Annotated in this window: 19 protein-coding genes; 16 read left to right on the top strand and 3 right to left on the bottom strand. The window is 70.8% G+C overall.

Annotation, left to right across the window (positions count from 1 at the left end; translation table 11 throughout):
* Positions 1-78: 78 nt before the first annotated feature.
* From ACZ3OF_RS17865 to ACZ3OF_RS17810, 12 genes are all read left to right on the top strand, one after another.
* Positions 79-720 (top strand): GntR family transcriptional regulator, encoded by a 642-nt coding sequence (locus tag ACZ3OF_RS17865; protein WP_361445792.1) that lies wholly within the window; start codon positions 79-81, stop codon positions 718-720.
* A gap of 4 nt (positions 721-724) precedes the next feature.
* Positions 725-1,633, top strand: coding sequence for a dihydrodipicolinate synthase family protein (locus tag ACZ3OF_RS17860; protein WP_361675757.1), 909 nt, complete (start codon positions 725-727; stop codon positions 1,631-1,633).
* Entirely contained in the window at positions 1,630-3,438 is a 1,809-nt protein-coding gene (gene araD / locus ACZ3OF_RS17855; protein ID WP_361675760.1) for an L-arabinonate dehydratase, read from the top strand. Before ACZ3OF_RS17860 ends, araD begins: the two co-directional genes overlap by 4 nt.
* Before the next feature lie 89 nt (positions 3,439-3,527).
* Positions 3,528-4,484, top strand: coding sequence for a carbohydrate ABC transporter permease (locus ACZ3OF_RS17850; protein WP_361675762.1), 957 nt, complete (start codon positions 3,528-3,530; stop codon positions 4,482-4,484).
* Entirely contained in the window at positions 4,481-5,410 is a 930-nt protein-coding gene (locus ACZ3OF_RS17845; RefSeq protein ID WP_467305460.1) for a carbohydrate ABC transporter permease, read from the top strand. The genes ACZ3OF_RS17850 and ACZ3OF_RS17845 overlap by 4 nt, the downstream gene beginning before the upstream one ends.
* Positions 5,407-6,582: a Gfo/Idh/MocA family protein gene (locus tag ACZ3OF_RS17840; RefSeq protein WP_467305458.1), complete on the top strand. Its 1,176-nt coding sequence runs from the start codon at positions 5,407-5,409 to the stop codon at positions 6,580-6,582. Before ACZ3OF_RS17845 ends, ACZ3OF_RS17840 begins: the two co-directional genes overlap by 4 nt.
* A complete protein-coding gene (locus tag ACZ3OF_RS17835; protein ID WP_467305456.1) occupies positions 6,573-7,418 on the top strand; it encodes a DUF6807 domain-containing protein in 846 nt (281 codons plus the stop codon). Before ACZ3OF_RS17840 ends, ACZ3OF_RS17835 begins: the two co-directional genes overlap by 10 nt.
* Entirely contained in the window at positions 7,415-9,010 is a 1,596-nt protein-coding gene (locus ACZ3OF_RS17830) for a glycoside hydrolase family 43 protein (RefSeq protein WP_467305454.1), read from the top strand. Before ACZ3OF_RS17835 ends, ACZ3OF_RS17830 begins: the two co-directional genes overlap by 4 nt.
* Complete coding sequence (locus ACZ3OF_RS17825; protein WP_361675774.1) at positions 9,007-10,347, top strand: ABC transporter substrate-binding protein; 1,341 nt, start codon at positions 9,007-9,009, stop codon at positions 10,345-10,347. Before ACZ3OF_RS17830 ends, ACZ3OF_RS17825 begins: the two co-directional genes overlap by 4 nt.
* Positions 10,344-11,183, top strand: a complete 840-nt coding sequence (locus tag ACZ3OF_RS17820) for a rhamnogalacturonan acetylesterase (protein WP_361675777.1) — start codon at positions 10,344-10,346, stop codon at positions 11,181-11,183. Before ACZ3OF_RS17825 ends, ACZ3OF_RS17820 begins: the two co-directional genes overlap by 4 nt.
* Positions 11,180-12,487 carry a pectate lyase family protein gene (locus tag ACZ3OF_RS17815; RefSeq protein ID WP_467305450.1) on the top strand — a complete coding sequence of 436 codons (1,308 nt, stop codon included), beginning with the start codon at positions 11,180-11,182 and terminating at the stop codon, positions 12,485-12,487. The genes ACZ3OF_RS17820 and ACZ3OF_RS17815 overlap by 4 nt, the downstream gene beginning before the upstream one ends.
* Before the next feature lie 101 nt (positions 12,488-12,588).
* Positions 12,589-13,698 carry a pectinesterase family protein gene (locus tag ACZ3OF_RS17810; RefSeq protein ID WP_361675780.1) on the top strand — a complete coding sequence of 370 codons (1,110 nt, stop codon included), beginning with the start codon at positions 12,589-12,591 and terminating at the stop codon, positions 13,696-13,698.
* 122 nt (positions 13,699-13,820) lie between these two features.
* Here the strand turns inward: ACZ3OF_RS17810 and ACZ3OF_RS17805 are convergent, their stop codons facing one another.
* Positions 13,821-16,721 carry a glycoside hydrolase family 48 protein gene (locus ACZ3OF_RS17805; protein WP_361675783.1) on the bottom strand — a complete coding sequence of 967 codons (2,901 nt, stop codon included), beginning with the start codon at positions 16,719-16,721 and terminating at the stop codon, positions 13,821-13,823.
* A gap of 259 nt (positions 16,722-16,980) precedes the next feature.
* On the opposite strand from ACZ3OF_RS17805, the gene ACZ3OF_RS17800 reads away from it, so the two are divergent.
* The 4 genes from ACZ3OF_RS17800 (at position 16,981) to ACZ3OF_RS17785 (ending at position 21,835) form a co-directional block, all read left to right on the top strand.
* Positions 16,981-18,489, top strand: coding sequence for a cellulase family glycosylhydrolase (locus tag ACZ3OF_RS17800; RefSeq protein WP_361675786.1), 1,509 nt, complete (start codon positions 16,981-16,983; stop codon positions 18,487-18,489).
* Positions 18,490-18,504: 15 nt separating this feature from the next.
* On the top strand, positions 18,505-20,268 hold the full coding sequence (locus ACZ3OF_RS17795) for a glycoside hydrolase family 6 protein (protein ID WP_361675789.1): 1,764 nt from the start codon (positions 18,505-18,507) through the stop codon (positions 20,266-20,268).
* A 145-nt stretch (positions 20,269-20,413) separates the two neighbouring features.
* The gene (locus ACZ3OF_RS17790; protein WP_361675791.1) at positions 20,414-20,626 is read left to right on the top strand and encodes a DUF4287 domain-containing protein; all 213 of its coding nucleotides are present in this window, start codon (positions 20,414-20,416) and stop codon (positions 20,624-20,626) included.
* 357 nt (positions 20,627-20,983) lie between these two features.
* Complete coding sequence (locus ACZ3OF_RS17785; RefSeq protein WP_361675794.1) at positions 20,984-21,835, top strand: MBL fold metallo-hydrolase; 852 nt, start codon at positions 20,984-20,986, stop codon at positions 21,833-21,835.
* A gap of 30 nt (positions 21,836-21,865) precedes the next feature.
* Here the strand turns inward: ACZ3OF_RS17785 and ACZ3OF_RS17780 are convergent, their stop codons facing one another.
* Together ACZ3OF_RS17780 and ACZ3OF_RS17775 are read right to left on the bottom strand one after the other, a co-directional pair.
* Entirely contained in the window at positions 21,866-22,132 is a 267-nt protein-coding gene (locus ACZ3OF_RS17780; protein ID WP_361682125.1) for a hypothetical protein, read from the bottom strand.
* A 52-nt stretch (positions 22,133-22,184) separates the two neighbouring features.
* Positions 22,185-23,591, bottom strand: coding sequence for an FAD-binding oxidoreductase (locus ACZ3OF_RS17775; protein ID WP_361682122.1), 1,407 nt, complete (start codon positions 23,589-23,591; stop codon positions 22,185-22,187).
* Positions 23,592-23,628: the final 37 nt, after the last annotated feature.

Genomic DNA, 23,628 nt, shown 5'->3' with positions numbered 1-23,628 from the left:
AACACCCCCCTAGCTTCGTCGGCGTTGCACTTCGTACGTCATATATGAGACGCGATACACAAGATCTGAGAGTGCCTCATGACCTTCGCCCCCAGTCCCATCCCCTCCCGCACCCAATACGTCCTGGAGGCGATCAAACACGACATCCTGACCGGCGGCCTGAGTCCCGGCCAGGCGCTGGTGGAGACCGAACTCGCCGCCCGTTTCGGGGTGTCGAAGACCCCGGTGCGCGAGGCCCTCAAGACCCTGGCCGGCAGCGGTCTCGTGGTGATGAGCCAGTACAAGGGCGCGACGGTACGGATGGTGGACGCCGACATGGCCCGCGCGGTCTACGACGTACGGCTCCTGCTGGAGCCGGAGGCGGTGCGCCGCACCGTCGACGCCGGTTCGCCCCTCGACGAGGCACGGGACGCCCTCCGACGGGCCGAGACCGCCGAGGATCCGGCCGAACGCTCCCTGGCCAACCGGGACTTCCACCGCGCCCTCTACCTGCCCTGCGGCAACCCGCTGCTCGGCCGGATGCTGGACGAGGTCCGCGACCAGGCCGCCCTGGTCTCCACCGTGGCATGGGCCGCGACGCCTTCCTGGGAGCGCGAGGCGGCCGAGCACGAGGAGATCCTGCGGCTCGCGGTGGCCGGCGATTCCGCCGGAGCCGGGCTCGCCGTGCACGACCACATCGCCTCGTTCGTCGAGCGCGCCTTCCCCGAAGACGGTGAGTGACCGAGTGACCAGGAACTTCGAGACCGAGAAGGCCGCGCTCGCCGACGTGGTGGCGATCCCGGTGACCCCGTTCGCCGAGGACGGCTCGGTGGACACCACCGCCCACCGCGCGCTCCTGCGCCGCATGATCGACGCCGGCATCCGTACCCTCACGCCGAACGGCAACACCGGTGAGTTCTACGCCCTCACGCCCGGGGAGCGTCACCTGGTCACCGAGGTGACGATCGAGGAGGCGGGCGAACGGACCGCCGTCCTGGTCGGTGTCGGCCACGACGTGCCGACCGCGATCGCGGCCGCCCGGCACGCCCGGGAGGCCGGAGCCGGCATGCTGATGGTCCACCAGCCGGTCCACCCGTACGTCTCCGAGGGCGGCTGGGTCGACTACCACCGGGCGATCGCCGAAGCCGTTCCGGAACTCGGCATCGTGCCGTACATCCGTAACGCGGCGCTCGGCGGCGAGCGGCTCGCGGAGCTCGGCGCAATCTGCCCGAACGTCATCGGGGTGAAGTACGCGGTCCCGGACGCCTCGCGGTTCGCCGGCTTCGCCCGCGACGCCGGTCTCGACCGCTTCGTCTGGGTGGCCGGGCTGGCCGAGCCGTACGCCCCTTCGTACTTCGCGAGCGGTGCCACCGGTTTCACCTCGGGCCTGGTCAATGTCGCGCCCTCGGTGTCCCTGGAGATGCTCACCGCCCTGCGGGCCGGCGACTACCCGGCGGCGATGAAGGTGTGGGAGCAGATCCGGCGCTTCGAGGAGCTCCGCGCCGCCAACGGCAGCGCGGACAACGTGACCGTCGTCAAGGAGGCGCTGGCCGCGCTCGGCCTCTGCCGTCGCGACATCCGGCCGCCGAGCCGCGAACTGCCCGAGCGGAACCGGGCCGAGGTCGCGGCGATAGCCGCCGGGTGGCAGGCATGAGCGCCGCCCACGAGTCCCGAGACCGGGACCCCGACGAGCCGCGTGACCATGCCGCTCGTGCCCCCGAAGACCCGGGCCCCCAGGTCCGGCGCCGCCCCGAGGAGCTCCGCAGTCATCGCTGGTACGGAACCGAGGGACTGCGCTCGTTCAGCCACCGGGCCCGCACCCGGCAGCTCGGCTATCTGCCCGAGGAGCACCTGGGCAAGCCGGTCGTCGCGATCCTCAACACCTGGTCCGACATCAACCCCTGTCACGTCCATCTGCGGGACCGCGCGCAGGCGGTGAAGCGCGGTGTGTGGCAAGCCGGTGGCTTCCCGCTGGAGTTCCCCGTCTCCACGCTCTCGGAGACGTTCCAGAAGCCGACGCCGATGCTCTACCGCAATCTCCTGGCGATGGAGACGGAAGAGCTGCTGCGCTCCTACCCCGTCGACGGGGCCGTGCTGATGGGCGGGTGCGACAAGTCGACGCCTGCGCTGCTGATGGGTGCGGCCACGGTGGACCTGCCCACGGTGTTCGTCCCCGCGGGTCCGATGCTGCCGGGGCACTGGCGTGGCGAGACCCTCGGTTCCGGTACGGACATGTGGAAGTACTGGGACGACCGGCGGGCCGGTCTGATCGGCGACGACGAGATGGCCGAGCTGGAGAACGGGCTCGCCCGCTCCCCCGGCCACTGCATGACGATGGGCACGGCCTCCACCCTCACCGCCGCGGCGGAGACACTGGGCGTGACGATGCCCGGCGCCTCGTCCATCCCCGCCGTGGACTCGGGTCACGACCGGATGGCGGCCGCCTCGGGGATGCGGATCGTCGAGCTGGTCCGGCAGGACCTGCGGCTCTCGCGGATCCTCACCCGTGAGGCGTACGAGGACGCGGTCGCCGCCGTCCTCGCGCTCGGCGGGTCGACGAACGCCGTCATCCATCTGATCGCGATGGCCGGGCGGTCAGGGGTGAAGCTGACGCTGGACGACTTCGACCGGATCGCGCGGACAGTGCCGGTGCTCGCCAATCTCCGCCCCGGCGGCCAGTACCTGATGGAGGACTTCCACTTCGCCGGTGGCATGCCGGGCTTCCTCTCGCGGCTCACGGACGTGCTCCACCTCGATCGCCCGACGGTAGCCCACGCGACCTTGCGGGAGCAGCTCGACGGCGCGCTCGTGCACAACGACGAGGTCATCAGGGAGCGGGTGCGTCCGCTCGCGGACGAGGGCGGGGTCGCGGTGCTGCGCGGCAATCTGTGTCCGGACGGTGCGGTGATCAAGCACATCGCCGCCGAGCCGGAGCTGCTCAAGCACACCGGTCCGGCCGTGGTGTTCGACGACTACCGCACCATGCAGCGGACCATCGACGATCCGGAGCTCGGGATCACGCGCGACCACGTCCTGGTCCTGCGCAACTCCGGGCCCAAGGGCGGTCCGGGCATGCCGGAGTACGGCATGCTGCCGATCCCCCGCCATCTCCTGGAGCAGGGAGTGCGGGACATGGTCCGGATCTCCGACGCCCGGATGAGCGGTACGAGCTACGGCGCCTGTGTGCTGCACGTGGCACCGGAGTCGTACGTCGGCGGGCCGCTCGCCCTCGTCCGCACCGGCGACCTCATCACCCTGGACGTCGAGGCGCGCACGCTCCACGCGGATGTCGACGAGGAGGAGTGGGAGCGCCGGCGGGCCGCGTGGGCTCCCCCGCCGAAGCGTTACGAGCGCGGCTACGGCGCGCTGTACTCCGAGCAGATCTCCCAGGCCGACACCGGTTGCGACTTCGAGTTCCTGGCGAGGCCGGGAACGACTCCGGATCCCTACGCGGGCTGACGCCCGGGCCGGTCCACCCCAGTTCCACTTGTTCGGTATCCCGAACACCGTCTGCGAAGCGCTTCGCGCCCGAGAACGGAGCCGCCGTCATGGCCACAGCCGTGACCCCACCGCCCAAGGCACCCGCGAAAACACCCCCGGCACCCGCTCGCCCCCGTCGCCGTACGGGAGCGACGCCACGGCGCCTGCCGTATCTGCTGATCGCCCCGGCGGCGCTGCTGATGCTGGGCTTCATCGCCTATCCCGTGCTCAGCGTCTTCTACTACAGCCTGCAGCACTACAACCCGACGAAGCCCTGGCGGAACGGTTTCGCCGGCTTCGACAACTTCACCCGGATCTTCACCGAGGACCCGCACTTCTGGGGCACGCTGAGCTTCAGCCTGAAGTGGGTCGCCGTCGAGGTGACGCTGCAGCTCCTCTTCGGACTCGCGCTCGCCCTGATCGTCAACCAGACCTTCGTCGGCCGGGCGCTCGGCCGGGCGCTGGTCTTCTCCCCCTGGGCCGTGTCCGGGGTGCTGACCTCAGCGATCTGGGTGCTGCTCTACAACTCGCAGACGGGCATCACCCGTTATCTCGCGGACATGGGCATCGGCGAGTACGGGACGTCCTGGCTCTCCGACACCTCCACGGTCTTCTCCGCGGTCGTCGTCGCCGATCTGTGGCGCGGGGTGCCGTTCTTCGCGATCCTCATCCTCGCCGACCTCCAGTCCGTTCCGAAGGATCTGTACGAGGCGGCCGAGGTCGACGGGGCGGGCCGGATCCGGCAGTTCATGCACATCACGCTGCCGCACCTGAAGGACGCGATCATCCTCTCCACGCTGCTGCGCGCCGTGTGGGAGTTCAACAACGTCGACCTCCTCTACACCCTGACGGGCGGCGGTCCCGCGGGCGAGACGACCACGCTCCCCCTCTACATCGCCAACACCAGCGTCGACGCCCACAACTTCGGTTACGCCTCCGCCCTGACGACGGTGGCGTTCGTGATCCTTCTCTTCTGCTCGATGGTCTATCTGCGCCTGAGCAAGTTCGGAGGCGAGAGCAAGTGATTGCCCAGGACGCACCCTCCACGGCACCGGCGGCGCCGGACATCGAGGCCGGCACGACGGCCGCCGCACCCCCGACCCGTACGCCTCCGATCCTGTGCCGCAAGCGGCGGCGCGCCTGGGACGAGGCCCCGCGCTGGCAGATCTACGTGCCGCTCGGCATCTATCTGCTCTTCACCCTCATCCCGTTCTACTGGATCCTGCTCTTCGCGGTCCGCCCGGCGGGCTCCACCTCGCTCCTGCCGTGGCCCATGACCACCACGCACTTCGAGAAGGTGTGGAACGAGCGCAGCTTCGCCACGTTCTTCCAGAACAGTCTCCTCATCGGGCTGGCGACGCTGGTGATGACCACGGTCGTCGCGCTCGCCGGCGGCTATGCGCTGGCCCGGTTCGACTTCCGGATCAAGAAGGGCTTCATGCTGGCCCTGCTCTGCTCCCAGTTCGTGCCCGGCGCGCTGCTGCTCGTCCCGCTGTTCCAGATCTTCGCCAACCTGAACATGATCAACTCGCTGGGCAGCGTCATCCTCGCGGAGACCGTCTTCCAGCTGCCGCTCTCGATGATCCTGATCAGCGGCTTCATCAGGAACGTGCCGTACTCCCTGGAGGAGGCGGCCTGGGTCGACGGGTGCAGCCGGTTCAGCGCCTTCCGGATCGTGGTGCTGCCGTTGCTCCGCCCGGGTCTGGTGGCGGTCGGCTCGTTCGCCTTCGTCCACTCCTGGAACCACTTCCTGTTCGCGCTGATGTTCCTCAGCAGCCAGGAGAAGCAGACGATCCCGGTCGGCCTCAACACGCTGATGGGCGCGGACAGTGTGGACCTCGGCGCGCTCGCCGCGGGCGGTGTGATCGCGGCTCTGCCCGTGGTGATCGTGTTCGCCTTCATCCAGAAGTGGCTGGTCACCGGCTTCAGCGCGGGGGCGGTGAAGGGATGACCACCTCGACCACCGTCCGCGAACCCCTCCCGGTCGTCCTGGCCGGCGCCCGGGGCCACGGCCGCTCCCATCTGGTCAACATCCGCCGGCTCGAACGCCTCGGCCTGGTACGGCTCGCCGGCGTCTGCGAGCTGCGGTCGCTGGACGCCGAGGAGCTGGACGGCTTCGGTTCGCCCGAGCAGTCCGACGACTTCGGCGCGCTGCTGGCCTCGACGGGCGCCCGGATCGCGGTCGTCTGCACCCCGATCCAGACCCACACCGACCTGGCCCTGGTCGCCGCCCGCCATGGGGCGCATCTGCTCCTGGAGAAGCCCCCGGCTCCGTCGTACGCCGAGTTCCGCCGGATGGCCGACGGGGTCGCCGCGGCCGGGGTGGCCTGCCAGATCGGCTTCCAGTCGCTCGGCTCCCATGCCGTACCCATGATCCGGCGGCTGATCGGGGAGGGCGCCATCGGCGAACTCCTCGGCGTCGGCGGGGCCGGGGCCTGGGTCCGCGACGAGGCGTACTTCCGGCGCGCTCCCTGGGCCGGGCGGCGGCGGATCGACGGTGTCGACGTGGTCGACGGAGCCCTGACCAATCCGCTGGCGCACGCGGTGGCGACGGCGCTCGCGCTGGACGGCAGCACGCGCGTGGAGGACGTCGAGTTCATCGAGACGGAGCTGCTGCGGGCGTACGCCATCGAGTCCGACGACACCTCGTGCGTACGGATTCTCACCGCCCGTGGGACCAGGGTGAGCGTGGCCGCGACGCTCTGCGCCGAGACGCCCTCGGAGCCGTACGTCGTGGTGCACGGGACCCGGGGCCGGATCACCTTCTGGTACAAGCAGGACCGGGTGCTCCTCCAGCGGGCCGGGCACGGACCCGAGGAGTCCGTCCACGGGCGGACCGACCTGCTGGAGAACCTGGTCGCCCATCTCACCGACGGCACCGAACTGCTCGTACCGCCCGAGGAGACCGGCGCGTTCATGCGGGTCGTCGAGGCGGTCCGGCTCGCTCCCGACCCGCTGGAGCTCCCGGCGGACGCCTGGCGCTCGGAGTCCGGCGGGGGCGCGCCGCGCCGCGTGGTGCACGGCATCGCCGGTCTGGTCGCAGCGAGCGCCGACACCCTCAGCCTCTACTCCGAACTCGCAGCCCCCTGGGCGCCGCTGACCCGGAAGGCGGTATGCCGATGAACGCCCCGACGGTCCTGCGCTGCGCGGGCCGCCCGGTCGCCCGCTACGTCCTGCGGCCCGAACTGGCCGCCGGCCACGCGCCGCGGCCCCATCTGCACCCCGTCTCGACACTCGGCGGCGTCACGGTCACCGAGCGGCTGCCCGCGGACCATCCGCACCACCTGGGTGCCGGGGTCGCCGTCCCCGACGTCGCGGGGTTCAACTTCTGGGGCGGGCGTACCTTCGTCCGCGGCCAGGGACCGACCGTCCTCGACAACCACGGCGTACAGCGGCACGACGGGTTCGAGCTCCGGAACCCTGACGGCTTCGTGGAGGAGCTGAGCTGGGTCGGCGGGGAGCGCGTCCTGCTCCGTGAGCACCGGACGGTCTGCGCCATCCCGCTCGACGACACGGCGTGGGCGCTGGATCTCACCTTCTCGCTGACGAACGCCTCGGGCGAGGAGCTGTCCTTCGGCAGCCCGGCCACGAACGGCCGGCCCGGTGCCGCCTACGGCGGATTCTTCTGGAGGGCTCCCCTGGAGGGCGCCGCACCGGATGTCTTCGGGGCGGACGCGGAGGGCGAACGGGCCGTGCACGGCGCCCGCGCCGACTGGGTCGCTCTCGCGGGCCGGAACTGGACCCTGGTCTTCGCCGGGGCCACCGAGGAGACCCGCCGCGACCCGTGGTTCGTGCGCGCCGCCGAGTACCCCGGAGTCGGTTCCTCCCTCGCCTCCGAGGAGCGCCTGGTCCTCGCCGCCGGCGGGACGGTGGTGCGCCGCGTGGTCACCGTCGTCGCCGACGGGCGCCTCGACCGCGACGGCGCGGCGGCCCTGGTGCGCAAGGCGGTGACGGTGTGAACGAGGACGTACCCACCGGGGACCTCGGGGACGGGACGTACCGCAATCCCGTCCTGGCCGCCGACTGGTCCGATCCGGACGTCGTGCGGGTCGGCGAGGACTACTACCTGACCGCCTCCAGCTTCGGCCGGGCGCCCGGCCTGCCGATCCTGCACTCCCGCGATCTGGTCAACTGGACGCTCGTCGGCCATGCCCTGGAGCGGCTGGCCCCGGAAGCCTCCTTCGCCGCGCCCCAGCACGACCGGGGCGTGTGGGCGCCGTCCCTCCGCCACCACGACGGCCGGTTCTGGATCTTCTGGGGCGATCCCGACCACGGGATCTGGCAGATCAACTCTCCCTCCGTACGGGAGGGATGGAGCACGCCGCACCTGGTGAAGTCGGGCCGAGGCCTGATCGACCCCTGTCCGCTGTGGGACGAGGAGACCGGCGAGGCGTATCTCGTGCACGCCTGGGCGAAGTCCCGCTCGGGCGTCAGCAACCGGCTCACCGGCCACCGGATGAGCGCCGACGGCACCGAACTCCTCGACGGCGGGAGGACGATCGTCGACGCCGACCGTGTCCCGGGCTGGTTCACGCTCGAAGGCCCCAAGGTGTACCGGCACGACGGCTGGTTCTGGATCCTCGCCCCCGCCGGGGGTGTGGCCACCGGCTGGCAGGGCGCCTTCCGCTCCCGTGGGTTCTTCGGCCCGTACGAGGAACGGGTGGTCCTGGAGCAGGGCGGTACGGACGTCAACGGCCCGCACCAGGGCGGCTGGGTCCGTACGCAGCGCGGAGAGGACTGGTTCCTGCACTTCCAGGAGCGGGGGGCGTACGGCCGGGTGGTCCATCTCCAGCCGATGCGCTGGGGCGACGACGGCTGGCCGGTCCTCGGCGACGCGGGCTCTCCGGTCCTCGTCCACCGGAAGCCCGCGCTGCCGCGGCAGCCGCTCTCGGCGCCGGCCACGGACGACGACTTCCCGGGCGGCCGCTACGGACGGCAGTGGCAGTGGACGGCCAACCCGAGGGAGGGCTGGACGACCCGGCACTCCGCCGACGGTCTGTGGCTGAACTGCGGCCGCACGGAGGAGATGGAGGATCTGCGCCGACTGCCGCACATCCTCACCCAGCGACTGCCCGCCCGGACCTGCTCGGTCGAGGTCGACCTGCGTCTGGACAGCGAGGAGCCGGGCGCCCGCGCCGGGCTCACGGTCCTGGGCGACGCGTACAGCTGGATCGGGCTCCGGCGCGAGGCCGACGGAACGGTCCGGCTGGTGCACCGGTTCGCGCCGGTCTCGGCCGAGCGGGAGCGGGAGGCGGCGTTCGCGCGGCCCGCCCCGGACGGCCGGGCCCGGCTCAGGGTCGAGATCGGCGAGGGTGCCCGTTGCCGGTTCTCGTACGACACGGGGAACGGGCTCACCGGCTCCGGCCAGGTCTTCGCGGCCACTCCCTGGCGGTGGGTGGGCGCCCTGGTCGGACTCTTAGCCGCCGCTCCGCCGGGCACGGGCCCCGCCGGTACGGCCGTCTTCACCAGGTTCCGCATCGCCCCGAACGGCATCGCGCCGAACAGCTTTCCCCCGAACGACATTCCCCCGAGAGAAGAGAGCCGACGATGACCATCTTCCGCAACGGGCGGCGCAGAGCCGCCGGTGCCCTCGCCCTCACCACCGTCCTCGCGCTGACCGTCACCGCCTGTGGCGACGACGGCAGCGGCGCCGCCGGCGACAAGGGCAACGAGGGTTCGGGCAAGGGAGAGATCACCTTCTGGGACAACAACGGCGGTGTCCGCACCGACGTCTGGAAGGAGATCATCAAGGACTTCGAGAAGGCCAACCCCGACATCAAGGTGACGTACGTCGGCATCGCCTCGACCGAGGTGCAGTCCAAGTACGACACCGCCATCCAGGGCGGTGGCCTCCCGGACGTGGGCGGCGTCGGCGCCGCCATGCTCGCCGGGATCGCCGCCCAGAACGCCCTGGAGCCGCTCGACGCGCGGGTCGAGTCGAGCGCCCTGAAGGGCAAGCTCAACGCCGGCATGGTCGACAGCGTCAAGTCGGCGGGCGGACAGGACAAGCTCTACACCGTCCCCACCTCCGCGAGCAACGGCGTGCTCTACTACCGCACCGACCTCTTCCGGGCGGCCGGTCTGGAGGAGCCCACCACCTGGTCGAAGTTCTACGCGGCGGCCGACAAACTGACCGCGAAGGACAAGAACAAGTTCGGCTACACCATCCGCGGCGGCGCCGGGTCGATCGCCCAGGCGCTCGACGCGATGTACGGCCAGAGCGGCATCAAGACCTTCTGGGACGGCGACAGGACGACCGTCAACGACCCGAAGAACGTCGCGGCCCTGGAGAAGTACGCGGCCCTGTTCAAGAAGAACACCCCGGCGGCCGACGTCAACAACGACTTCACCAAGATGGTCGCCCAGTGGGACAGCGGCGAGATCGGCATGCTCAACCACAACCTGGGCTCCTACAAGGACCATGTGAAGGCGCTGGGCACCGAGAAGTTCCGCGGCATCCCCAACCCGACGACGGACGACGGCACCCGGGTGCAGGTCTCCAACCCGGTCGACGGCCTCGGGCTCTTCTCCTCCAGCAAGAACAAGGCGGCGGCCTGGAAGTTCATCGAGTTCGCGGCCTCGCACGAGTCCAACAGCAAGTGGAACGAGTCGGCCGGCGCCATCCCGGCCAACACCGAAGCGGCCGAGGACCCCTGGATCCAGAAGGCGGAGCCGACGAAGCTCGCCGCCGAGGTGCTCTTCAGCGGCGAGGCGACCATCGTCCAGCTGCCGTACTACCTGCCCGACTGGAACACCATCTCCAAGGCCGACAACGAGCCCGCCTTCCAGAAGGTGCTGCTCGGGAAGTCCACGGCCAAGGCGTTCCTGGACAGCCTGGCCGAGCAGCTCAACACGGCTCAGGCCGAATGGAAGTCGCAGAAGAAGTGACGTCCGCGCCCACGCGCCGCCGGGTGCTCGCGGCCGGGGCGGGCCTCGCGCTCGCCCTGGCCGCGGCACCCGCCGCGGCGGCCTCCCTCCGCGTTCCCCGAGGACACCCCCGCATGCGCGCGCTCCACATCGCAGGTGACTCCACCGCCGCCCAGAAGTACGCCGACGCCGCGCCCGAGACCGGGTGGGGCATGGCGCTCCCCTTCTTCCTGCACAAGGGCGTCACGGTCGCCAACCACGCGGTCAACGGGCGCAGCACGAAGAGTTTCCTCGACGAGGGCCGGCTCGGCGCGATCCTGCGGGTGATACGGCCCGGGGACCTGCTGCTGATCCAGTTCGCCCACAACGACCAGAAGGTCACCGACCCGACCCGCTACACCGAGCCCTGGAGCAGCTACCAGGACAATCTGCGGCGGTACGTCGCCGGGGCCCGGGAGCGCGGGGCGGTGCCCGTCCTCGCCACGTCCGTCGAGCGGCGCAGGTTCGACACCGACGGCACGGCCCTGCGGACGCTCGGGGAGTACCCGGCGGCCATGAGGGCGGTGGCCCAGGAGGAGGGTGTCGATCTGCTCGACATCCAGGAGCTGTCCCTGGCGCTGTGGCAGAAGCTCGGCCCCGAGGCGACCAAGACGTACTTCAACTGGACGCCGGCCGAGCAGGACAACACGCACTTCAACCCGCCCGGTGCGATCGCCGTGGCCCGGCTGGTCGCGGCCGAGCTGCTGCGCACACGGGTGCTCGCACCGCGCGACACCCACCGTCTCGACGCGGAGATCCCCGCCGGGTGGATCACCTGGCCCGACGCGAACCCCCATCCTGAGGAGAACCGATCATGAGTGGACGCAGACACCTGTGCCTGACGGGAGCGACCGCGCTCGTCCTGGCCGTCACCGGCGGCCTGATGGGGCCGGCCACCGCGCAGGCCGCGACTGCCCACGGCGCCTCCGACCCGGCCCGCCGGACGCTGCCCGCCGGGGACGGCTGGGGTTCGGAGGGCACGGGGACGAGCGGCGGCGCGGCGGCCGTCGCCTCCCGGGTCTTCACCGTCACCACCTGGGAGGAGTTCCGGGCGGCCCTCGCCGTCCCTGGCACCGAGCCGAGGATCGTCAAGGTCAAGGGGACGCTGAACGCGACGGCCGCGGGCTGCTCGGCGTTCGAGGCCCCCGGCTACGACTTCCAGCGGTACCTCGCCGACTACGACCCGGCCGTCTGGGGCCTCGACACCGTCGTCAGCGGCCCGCAGGAGGACCTGCGGGCGGCCTCCGCGAAGGCGCAGGGCGAGGCGATCAAGGCGTACGTCCCCGCCAACACCACTGTCATCGGCGTCGGGGGGAACGCCGGAATCGTCGGCGGGAGCATGCAGATCCAGGGCGTCGACAACGTCGTGATCCGCAATCTGACCGTCGAAAGCCCGCTCGACTGCTTCCCGCAGTGGGACCCCACCGACGGAGCAACGGGCGCCTGGAACTCCGAGTACGACAGCATGGTCGTGTACGGCTCCACGCACGTCTGGATCGACCACAACACCTTCACCGACGGTGCCCACCCGGACAGTTCACTGCCGAGGTACTACGGCGAGGTGTACCAGCAGCACGACGGCGAACTGGACATCGTGCGCGGCGCCGACCTGGTCACCGCCTCCTGGAACGTCTTCGCGGACCACGACAAGACGCTGATGATCGGCAACAGCGACAGCGCGGGGGCCACCGACCGCGGCAAGCTGCGGGTCACGCTGCACCACAACCTCTTCAGGAACGTGATCGAGCGGGCGCCGCGGGTCCGCTTCGGCCAGGTCGACGCGTACAACAACCACTTCGTGGTGCCGGCCACGGGCTACGCGTACAGCCTCGGCATCGGCCAGGAGTCCCAGCTCGTCGCCGAGAAGAACGCGTTCACCGTCCCGGCAGGTGTCGGCGTGGGCACGATCCTCAAGAAGTGGAAGGACGCCCCGGTCACGACCGTGGGCAACCTCGTCAACGGCCGGCCGGTCGACCTCCTCGCCGTGCACAACGCCGAATTCCCCGGCGAGATCCTGCGTGACGGCGCGGGCTGGACGCCCACGCTGCGCGGCCGCGTCGACAACCCGCGGGCCGTTCCGGGCCTGGTCGACCACCGCGCGGGCGCGGGCAGACTCCGCTGACCGGGGCCGGGGCGGCCCCCTCGGCCACCCGCCCGGCCACGCCGCCCCGGCCTCTCCCTCTCGCTTCCCACCTTCCCCAGCACCCGCGAAGGAGCTTCGTCATGCCTCCGCTCAGTCGCCGTGTCCTGCTCACGGCGGGCGCCGGCGCGGCGCTCTCGCTCGGCCTTGCGCCGGCCAGGGCGTCAGCAGGGTCCCGTCGCCCGTTCGGGCGGTACGGATCGCCCGCCGGCCGGCTCACCGCGCGCACCCTGTACGTCCACCCCCACGGCCTCGGTGACCACATCACGGTCCAGGCCGCGGTGGACGCCGCCGACGGGCCCGGCTGGACGCTGGTCGTCGCCCCGGGTACGTACCGCGAGACCGTCTCCGTCAGCGCCGCCCGCACGGAGATGACCTGGATCGGGGCGAGCGAGGATCCGCGCGATGTCGTCGTGGTGTACGACAATGCCGCCGGTACGCCCCGCCCCGACGGCACCACCCACGGCACGTCCGGTTCGGCCACCACGACGGTCCAGGCAGCGGGCTTCACCGCGCGGTGGATCACCTTCGCCAACGACTTCCTGCGCTCCGACCTGCCCGGGAACCCCGGCACGCAGGCGGTCGCGCTCAAGGTGCAGGGCGACCGGTCGGCGTTCTTCCACTGCCGGTTCCTCGGCCATCAGGACACGCTGTACGCGGACTCGCTGTCCCTGCCCGCCGTCGCCCGCCAGTACTTCTCCCACTGCTACGTCGAGGGTGACGTCGACTTCGTCTTCGGTCGGGCGCGCGCGGTCTTCGCGTACTGCCACCTCCGTACGCTGCTGCGTCCCGACCTGGCGAGCGCCCCGCACGGCTTCGTCTTCGCCCCGTCGACCGCCGGCGCCAACCCGTACGGGTTCCTCGCGGCTCGTTGCCGGGTGACCAGCGAGGCTCCCGACGGCTACTACAAGCTGGCGCGCCCCTGGGTGCCCAGCTCGGACACGACGGCCCGGCCGTCGCTCGTCGTCCGCGACAGCGTGCTCGGCCCCGGGATCGACGCCGCGGCGCCGTACACGAACATGCGGGACACCCATCCCTGGCAGGCCCAGCGCTTCGCCGAGTACCGCAACACCGGTCCGGGAGCGGCGATCACCGATCCCGCGAACCGTCCCCAACTCACCCCTTACGAAGCCGCGTCGGCGACCCGGAGTACGTACCTCGGGGACTGGCGGCCCTCCCCCACCCGCCTCTGAACCCCACGGATCCCCGCCACGGTCGGACGGTGTGGGCCGGCAGAGGGCCGAGGGCCGGGCGGACCCGCGTCACGGGCCCGCCCGGCCTCGTCGTACGCGGAGCCGCCTCCCGCGGGGCGCTGCTACTCGAGCAGCTCCGCGTACGCGCCCATGGCCAGGGCGATGTCCGCCTGGGCCCAGAACCGGTGGTACGTGAAGACGGGCGCGGCGCCGCCCGCCAGATAGGCCTCGATCTTCGGCCAGGCCGGGTCGTCCTGGTAGAAGGAGCGGATCGAGGCGAAGGTGGACGAGGAGTTCACCGGGTCGGCGTTCGGCATGGTGCCGGTCCAGCCGCTCGGCACGTACACGGGGTCGTCGAACCGGTTGTAGTCGGCGCGGGTCTCCGGGACGGCGATGCCCAGCGGGTCCTGGTGGTGGGTCCACATGCCGTCGAGGAGGGCCTTCGCCACCCGCTTCGCCTCGGCGTGGCCGGACCTGGCGGCGTAGTAGGTCAGGGTCTTGGCGTAGGCGGCCGCCACGCCCACGTCGTCGGTGTAGTCGGCGACGGTGACATGGAGGCCCGCGTTGGCGCCCGGGTTCGCGGCGTTCCAGGTGTCGGGGGCTCCGGACCACTGGAGGGTGGAGGGGATGCGGTAGGTGCCGTCGGGGTTGATCGTGGTCTTCGACAGCGCCCAGCCGACCCACTTGTCGAGCACGGTCCTGGCCGCCGCGTCACCGGTCTGCCGGTAGTACTCGGCGACCCGCTCCATGGACCAGGCCTGGAAGCCGAACCACTGATTGGACGCCGGGTCGTGGTAGACGGGCTTCTCGTCGTAGAAGAGGCCGTGGAAGGTGGGCGTGCCGGCCGGGGGCTGTGCGTAGCGGCCCTGCCAGCTGTTGGTCGCTCCGCCGGCGATGGCGCCCTCGTCGGACTGGAGCCAGCGGTAGAACTCCAGCTGCCGGTCGAGGCTGGTCGCCCAGTCCGCCGCACCCGTCGCCGACCTGGGCTTGAGCGGGGCGTACTCGCTGAGCGCGTAGGCGGCGAGCGGGTTCTGGTAGCCGCCGTGGGCGTGGCTGGAGCCGATGCGCCAGGACCAGCCCGCGCCGGTGTCGGTGGCGCCGCCCCAGGCGTAGTACCAGGACATCAGATAGTGGGCGCTGTCCTTTCCGGTGCCGGCCGGGCAGGCCGTCGGCCCGATGCAGTTGCCGGACTTCTTGAAGTACTTGTCGAACATGGCGTACCGCAGGTAGTCGCCCATCTTCGCGGCCTTGGCGACGGTCGCGGCGACCTGTCCGCCCTTGCCCTGCTCCTTGGCCCAGATGTCGGCCCAGTAGGCGGCCTGGACGGCTCGGGCGTCGGCGTCGGGGGCGTTGGTGAACTTCCACTGCTCGGCATAGGAGGCGTCCCCCGTGAAGAGGTCGAGGTAGCCGTTCCTGCCGCCGAACGTGAAGGTGTCGCAGGTGGGGTGGGGGACGGTCTCCCAGACGGACTCCTGGGGGCCGCGCTGGAAGGTGTTGATGTACGAGGGTCCGGTCGCCGTGGGTCCGGCGGAGCACTTCCCGGGCTCGTTGCCGTAGCCGTAGACGTTGTCGACGTCCTGGAGCCAGTGCATGCCGTAGATGTCGTCGGTGCCGTAGGCGGTCTTCAGCTCGCCGGCGATCGGGTCGGCGCCCGCGGTGACTCCGGAGTCGAGCCGCGCAGGGTACTGCGACGGCAGGTCGTGCTCGGGTGCGTAGGTCGCGGGCTTGGAAGCGTTGTAGGCGCCGGTCGTGGGCTGGTCGGCATGGGTGGGGATCATGAACTTCTCCATGGTGTCCCACGCGCCGTTGAAATCGGTCCAGTCGCCGGTGATCTTCCCGTACATCGCCTGGAGCCAGATCAGATAGCTGTACGCCTCCGAGGTCGTCTCGTGCCCGTGGTCGGGGGCCTCGACGATGAGCGTCTCGACGGAGTGGTACGGGACGCCCTCGGGAGAGAAGTAGCCGTTCGCCGGGTTGGTGATCTTCCCGTGGAGATCGAGGAAGCGGGCGTCGTACGTGGAGTCGGCGGCCAGCTGGGCGACGGTGACCTCGGCCTTGGTGTGGCCGGGGGCGGTCGCGGTGAAGACGGCCGATCCGGTGCCGGTGGCCGCGGCGGCGACGGTCACCTTCCGGGCGGTGTTCCAGTTCGACGGGGTGAAGGTGAGGCCGGCGGGGGTGGCGGTGAGGTTGCTGTTGCCCGAGGTGCGGGCGACGCTCACGGTGACGTCGGCCGACGGCCGGGTGGAGAGCTTCAGGTCGAAGGTGCCGGTGGCGCCCTGGCGTACCCCGAACTGGGCGGGGGTGGCGACGAGGGCGGGTCCGGCGGCCACGGTGATCCCGACCGGGGCCGACTCGGCGGACGCGCCGAGGCTGTCGTACGCCTTGGCGTAGAGCGAGTGGGGGCCCGCGGCGAGGCCGGTGGCGCCGAGGCTGAAGGGGGCGGTGGTGTCCGTGCCGAGCAGAGTGGTGTCGCTGTAGAACTCGACCTTGTCGACGGTGGCCTGGTCGGCGGCGGCCGCCGTGGCGGCGAGCGGGACCGGGTCACCCGCGGTGAAGACGGCCCCGGGGGCGGGGCTGGTGAGCACGGCGACGGGTGGCCGGTGGGCGCCGGTGCAGGGGGTGCCGTTGACGGCGAAGCTGGTCGGGGCGGTGTTGGTGCCGCTGTACGTGAACTGGGCGCCGGTCGTGACGGCTCCGCCGGCCGCGATCGTCCTGTTCCAGTCCGCGTGGGCGACGGTGACCGTCTTCCCCGACTGGGACCAGGCGCCGTTCCAGCCGTTGGTGAGCTTCTGGTCGCCACTGTAGGCGTAGGTCAGGGTCCAGCCGTCGAGCGGGGTGGTGGCGCGGTTGGTGAGGGTGAGCTCGGCGATGAAGCCCGAACCCCAGTCGTTGGTCTTGTGGTCGACGCTGCACTGCACCGCCGCCGCGTGGGCGGCTGTGCCGTCGACGGCGGTCAGGCCCAGGGGCAGGGACAGCGCCGCGACCAGTGGGGTCAGCAGCCGGCGTGATCGTCCTGGTGGCATGCGGGTGGTTCTCCTCGCGGCTCGGGAGGGGGCGTGCGAAGGCATGGGCACAAGCTCTGAACCAGTGGGAGCGCTCCCACAATGCAGAAGCGACGGAGGGGCGTCAAGGTGCTCGAAGAGTCGAACACATTCGACGGACGACTTCGTCAACTCCTCTTTTGCTTGAGGCCAGTTGGCGCTACGGTCTGGCCCCACCAGTGGGAGCGATTCCGTCAGTCGGCGCGTCGTGAGGACGCGCCCTCGCTGCAAGGAGTCGCTCATGCGACATCCCCCACGTCTGTCGGCGCTGCTCGCGGGAGCGGCGCTCACGATGGCGAGCACCGCTCTCGCCGTCGCCGGTTCGGCCTCAGGAGCAGTGGCCGCACCTCTCTGCACGGTGAAGTACGAGGTCGTCGGCCAGTGGACCGACGGCTTCCAGGGTTCCGTCACCGTGACCAACAACAGTGCCGCGCTGAACGGCTGGAGCGTCGGTTTCGACTTCCCGGCCGGACAGAAGGTCGGTCAGGGCTGGGGCGCCAAGTGGTCCCAGTCCGGCGCGAGGGCCACGGCCGTCAACGAGAGCTGGAACGGCTCTCTGGGCACGGGCGCCGGCGTCACGGCCGGGTTCATCGCCTCCTGGTCGGGCGCCAACACCGCGCCCACGTCCTTCACGCTCAACGGGACGCCCTGCGATGTCGCCCCGGGGCCGAACCCCACCCCCACCCCGACCCCGACTCCCACCCCCACTGATCCCACCGACCCGCCCGACCCCGTCTCCGGTGCGCCCGAACTGAGCGTCGCCGGCACCCGGCTCACCGACCAGAACGGCGCGAACCGCCGGCTGCTCGGCGTCAATCGCTCGGGGGGCGAGTTCATGTGCGTCCAGGGCCACGGCTTCTTCGACGGCCCGGTCGACGACGCGTCCGTCCGTGCCATCGCGGAGTGGGAGGCCAACACCGTCCGCATCCCGCTCAACGAGGAGTGCTGGCTGGGCCTGGAGAACGTCAAGCCCGAGTACCGGGGCACGAACTACATCGACGCCGTGAAGGGGCTCGTCGAGCGCGTACTCGCGCACGGCATGACCCCGATCGTCGAACTGCACTGGACCTACGGGCTGTACACCGGCAATTCGGCGGGCTGCTCCGACGTCCATGCCTCCTGCCAGAAGCCGATGCCGAACGCCCGGTACACGCCGGCCTTCTGGACCTCGGTCGCCGACACCTTCAAGAACGACCGCCGGGTCGTCTTCGACCTGTTCAACGAGCCCTATCCCGACCGGGCGGCCTCCACTGCCGCCCAGGCCTGGAGCTGCTGGCGCGACGGTGGCACCTGCCCCGGCATCGGCTACGAGGTCGCCGGCATGCAGGACCTCCTGGACGCGGTCCGCGCGACGGGCGCCCGGAACCTCTTACTCGTGCCGGGCATCGCGTACTCCAACGATCTGAGCCAGTGGCTCGGGCACCGCCCCACCGACCCGGCGGGCAATCTGGCCGCCGCCTGGCACGTCTACAACTTCAACACCTGCTCCGACGAGACGTGCTGGGACCGCACGCTCGCCCCGGTCGCCGCGCAGGTTCCCCTCGTCGCGGGCGAGATCGGCGAGAACACCTGCGGCCACGCGTTCATCGACCGAGTCATGAAGTGGTTCGACGACCGCGGGCTCTCGTATCTCGGCTGGACCTGGAACACCTGGAACTGCTCCTCGGGGCCGGCCCTGATCACCTCGTACGACGGCACACCCACCACATTCGGCATCGGGCTGCGCGACCGTCTGCGCGCCCTGAACTGAAAGGCACACCACGACATGAGCCGCACCACCATCCGTACCACCAGCCGCGCGACGAGCCGTACCGCCCTGCTGGCGGCGATCGGGCTGATCACGGCCACCGGCGCCACCGCCACCGTCATGAGCAGCACGGCCGGGGCGGCCGCGGCCGGCTGCCGGGTCGACTACCAGGTCACGAACCAGTGGAACACCGGCTTCGGGGCCAACGTCACCGTCACCAACACCGGTGACCCGCTCGGCTCCTGGACCCTGGAGTGGTCCTACGCGAACGGCCAGCAGGTCACCCAGGGCTGGAACGCCACGCTCACCCAGTCCGGCGCCGCCGTGACGGCCAGGAACGTCTCGTACAACGGCAGCCTGGCCACGGGCGGCTCGACCTCCTTCGGCTTCAACGGCTCCCACACCGGCACCAACGCCGTCCCCGCGACCTTCACGCTCAACGGAGTCGTCTGCAACGGCGCCACCCAGCCGCCGACGACCCCGCCGACCACTCCCCCGACGACGCCACCGACCACGCCGCCGCCGGCCGGCTCCAAGACCGACAACCCGTACGCCGGCGCCAAGGTGTACGTGAATCCGGAGTGGTCGGCCAAGGCCGCCGCAGAGCCGGGCGGCACCAAGGTCTCCAACCAGCCGACCGGCGTCTGGCTGGATCGTACGGCCGCCATCGCCGGCGTGAACGGCGGCATGGGACTGCGCGACCACCTCGACGCGGCACTCACGCAGAAGGGCGGCGGCGAGCTCGTCGTCCAGCTGGTGATCTACAACCTGCCGGGCCGGGACTGCGCGGCGCTCGCGTCCAACGGCGAACTGGGCCCGACCGAGATCGACCGGTACAAGACCCAGTACATCGACCCCATCGCCGCGATCCTGGCCGACCCGAAGTACGCGGGCCTGCGGATCGTCACGACGGTCGAGATCGACTCGCTGCCGAACCTGGTGACCAACGTGTCGGGCCGCCCGACGGCCACCGCCAACTGCGATGTGATGAAGGCCAATGGCAACTACATCAAGGGCGTGGGCTACGCGCTGAACAAGCTGGGCTCGATCGCCAACGTCTACAACTACGTGGACGCGGGCCACCACGGCTGGCTCGGCTGGGACGACAACTTCGGCGCCTCCGCCGAACTCTTCAGGACGGCCGCCCAGGCCGAGGGCTCGACGCTCGCCAAGGTGCACGGCTTCATCGTCAACACGGCCAACTACAGCGCGCTGAAGGAGGACCACTTCACGATCGACGGCTCCGTCAACGGGGTGTCGGTGCGCCAGTCGAAGTGGGTGGACTGGAACCGGTACACCGATGAGCTGTCCTACGCCCAGGCGATGCGGGCCAAGCTCGTCTCGCTCGGCTTCGACTCCAACCTCGGGATGCTGATCGACACTTCCCGCAACGGCTGGGGCGGCACGGCACGCCCCTCCGGGCCCGGAGCGCTGACGGACGTCAACACCTATGTGAACGGCGGCCGTTACGACCGGCGCATCCACCTGGGGAACTGGTGCAACCAGTCGGGCGCGGGCCTCGGCGAACGCCCACAGGCGGCTCCGGCCGCCGGCATCGACGCGTACGTCTGGATGAAGCCGCCGGGCGAGTCGGACGGCGCGAGCAAGGAGATCCCGAACGACGAGGGCAAGGGCTTCGACCGCATGTGCGACCCGACGTACACGGGCAACGCCCGTAACGGCAACAGCATGTCGGGCGCGCTCGGGGACGCGCCGCTGTCCGGGAAGTGGTTCTCGGCCCAGTTCCAGGAACTGCTGAAGAACGCCCACCCGGCGCTGTGACGCCCGGCGCCGGCCGGAGTCCGGGACTCCGGCCGGCGCCACTCCCCCGTGACCCACGTCACACGCCTCAACCGATCACTTCACGCGGCACATCCGGTCCTACGTACGAGAACACACCGCAACGACATGACAGGAACAGGACGCCATGGCTGACGCAGTGAAGGGCCCCGCGAGCTACTTCCCCTCGATCGAGAAGAAGTACGGCCGCCCGATCGCCGAGTGGAAGGAGCTGATCCGCTCCTCGCCGCTGACCAGGCACATGGAGCTCGTCTCCTGGCTGAAGACCGAGCACGGCCTCGGACACGGCCACGCCAACGCCCTCGTCGCGCACACGCTCGCTGAGGACAGCGGCAAGTGACCCCACGCCCGTTCCCTCCACTCGCGCGACCGGCCGGGGCCGGCCGGATGTCCTGCCCCGCCCTGTGAGCGCCCCGGACGAGCGCGGCGTGCTCACCCCTCGGCCTTCCCTGTACGACTACGCCCTCCCTGATCTGCCGCCCCGGCCACGGACCACCTTCGCCCAGGTCAGGGGCGGCAGCCGGGAGTACGCAGAGACGCTCGGCCTTCCGTGGCCGGGGGCCGACCGGGCCAGACCGCGCACCCTTCGTCGCTCACCGCAGCCGACCGTCACTCGTTCTGCGTTTGACGACAGTCCGGCACGGGTCTGCACTGGATTCATGGACGCTGCAGCGACTCCGGCCTAGGGAGAGCAGCGATGGCAACCGTGGAGAGTTTCGACCTTCTGCAGCCGTACAAGATCGCCGAGGAGACGTTCGTCATCCCGTGGGCCCTTGAGGCCCCGCCGGTCGGCCACTTCCCGATGAACTCGATGGTGATCCGGGGAGCCGAACCGGTCCTCGTGGACACCGGGGCGCCCGCGGTGCGCTCCCAGTGGCTGGAGGCAGCCTGGTCCGTCGTGGATCCCCTGGACGTCCGGTGGATCTTCCTCACCCACGACGACCGCGACCACGCCGGCAACCTCCTGGCGGTCCTCGCGGAATGCCCGAACGCGACCCTGCTGACGACATGGTTCTCCATCGGCCGCATGGCCGAGGAGTGGGAGACCCCCATCAACCGGTGCCGCTTCATGACCGACGGCGACACGATCGACGCGGGCGATCGCACCCTGGTCGCCAAGCGACCGCCTCTGTACGACAACCCCACAACCCGCGCCCTCTTCGACCCGAAGGCCAACGTCCTGTGGGCCGTGGACACCTTCGCCACGAACGTGCCAACCCCTGTGCCCGAAATGGCGGCGCTGTCGCCGGACGAATTCCGCGACGGCCAGCTCTTCGGCGGACGCCTGGTCTCCCCCTGGGTCGCCCTGCTGGACTCCCAGAAGTTCGGGACGGTCGTCACCGACTTCCAACGCCTGAACGCCGAGGTCATCGCCGGCTGCCACTGCCCGGTCCTCCGCGGAGCCCAGATCCCCGAGGCCTACGACCTCCTTCGCCGGCTCCCCGGAATCCCACCATGGGCAGAGTTCACCCAGACCGACCTGGACCAGTGGATGGCGGTTGCCGAGAGCTCGGTTCCGCCGGAGCAGCCGCGGCCGTCGGGGACGTGAGCGGCCGGACCCCTGACACGCCCCGGCGAGCTAGCGGGTGTCGCCCTCCCAGTCCCAGTGGACGGCGTCGCCTTCCCGGGGTCCGTACCGGGCGTGGCCGCCCGGGCCGTAGGAGCCGATCTCCGTGGCGAGGGCGGCCCCCTCCTCGAGCTGTCGCGTGGTCCATCCCGTGACGTCGAGCAGGAGGCCGTCCAGGGGTCCGGCCACCAGCTCGCGGTAGACGTGCCCGGGTCTGGGGCCGGGATGGGGATCGTCATGGTCGGCGCCGTACACACGCCCTCTCATCAGCTCGTCCATACCCGGCAGCATCGCACCCGGCACTGACACTCGCCCGGTCGCGCCCGTGAGGTCAGGCCGCCGGGGCGATGTTCTGGTTCGAGCGGAAGACGTTGCCGGGGTCGTACTCCCGTTTGAGGGCGCGCAGCCGGCGGAGCTTGTCGGGCCCGTACGCCTGCTCGACGCGGGCCGCGCCCTCGTCCATGAGGAAGTTGACGTAGACGCCCGCGTGGTACGGCTCCAAGGCGGACCACCAGGCACGCGCCCAGGCCCGCTCGTCGTCGAAGCCCTCGGCGTCGAAGCAGTTGCCGTTGATGTTGAACGTGTGGCCCACGCCCCGCCCGCTGCACGCGGTCTCGTCCTCACCCACGCGGGCGACCGCACCACCCAGGTGGAAGATGTTGCACGTCGAGAGCGGGGACGTGAGCTGCAGGGCGTGGGCCGCGCTGATGCCGATGACCTCGTCGTCGAGCCGCTCGATGTCGCAGGAGCGGACGTAGTACCACCAGCCCGGGCGGAACGACGGGTCGAACATGGACTGGTGCTGGAGGAACGGCTTGGGCGCGCAGAGGTCGAGGAGCGGCGTCCCGAAGCTCCGCAGCGGCCGGAGAACCCGCTGGCCGGTCTCGATGTCACCGGCGTAGCAGCTGATCACCGCGATGACGGGCCTGCCGTGCAGTTCGGGCGGGATCGCCGGGAGAGGCGGGGCCTTGCGGTGGACGACGATGGTGGTCAGCTCGTCAGGGACGTCGGTGATCCACTCGCGGTAGAAGGCGAGCACGTGCGGTGCCTCTTCCAGCGGCCACAGGATCGGGCCGGCGAGCACGGTGGGTCCCACCGGGTTGAGCCGGAACTCGAACTCGGTGACGACGCCGAAGTTGCTGCCCGCGCCGCGCAGACCCCAGAAGAGTTCGGGCTCGTGGCTCTCGCTCGCCGTGACGAAGGTGCCGTCGGCGGTGACCATGTCGGCGGAGAGCAGTTGGTCGACCGTGAGCCCGTACTTGCGCATCAGCCAGCCGATCCCTCCGCCGAGGGTCAGCCCGGCGAGTCCGGTGTGCGTCACGATCCCCGCGGGCACGGCCATCCCGAAGTGCTGCGTCTCGCGGTCGAGCGCCCCTAGCAGGACGCCTGCCTGGGCTCTGACCGTACGGTTCACCGGGTCGACGCGGATGCCGTTCATGGCCGACAGGTCGATGACGAGGCCGCCGTCGGCGAGTGACTGGCCGGGGAAGCTGTGGCCTCCGCTCCGTACCGCGACCGGCAGTCCACTGCGCGTCGCGCTGTCCAGCGCCGCGGCGACGTCGGCGACCCCGGTGCAGTACGCGATGAGGGCGGGGAACTTGCTGATGGACCCGTTCCAGATGCTCCGGGCGTCGTCGTAGGCGGGGTCGCCGGGGCGGACGAGCCTGCCGGAGAACGTTCGCTCCAGCTCCTGGAAGGCTGCCTCGTCCACGTGCGCGGCTGCGGGAGCTGCGCCCATCGTCACTCCTCGGCCGATCGGGCCCCTCCTGCCAGGC

This window comes from Streptomyces sp. NPDC022552 (assembly GCF_055561875.1).
The sequence above is the reverse complement of the archived record's forward strand: the minus strand, read 5'-3'. Positions and strand labels throughout refer to the sequence as shown.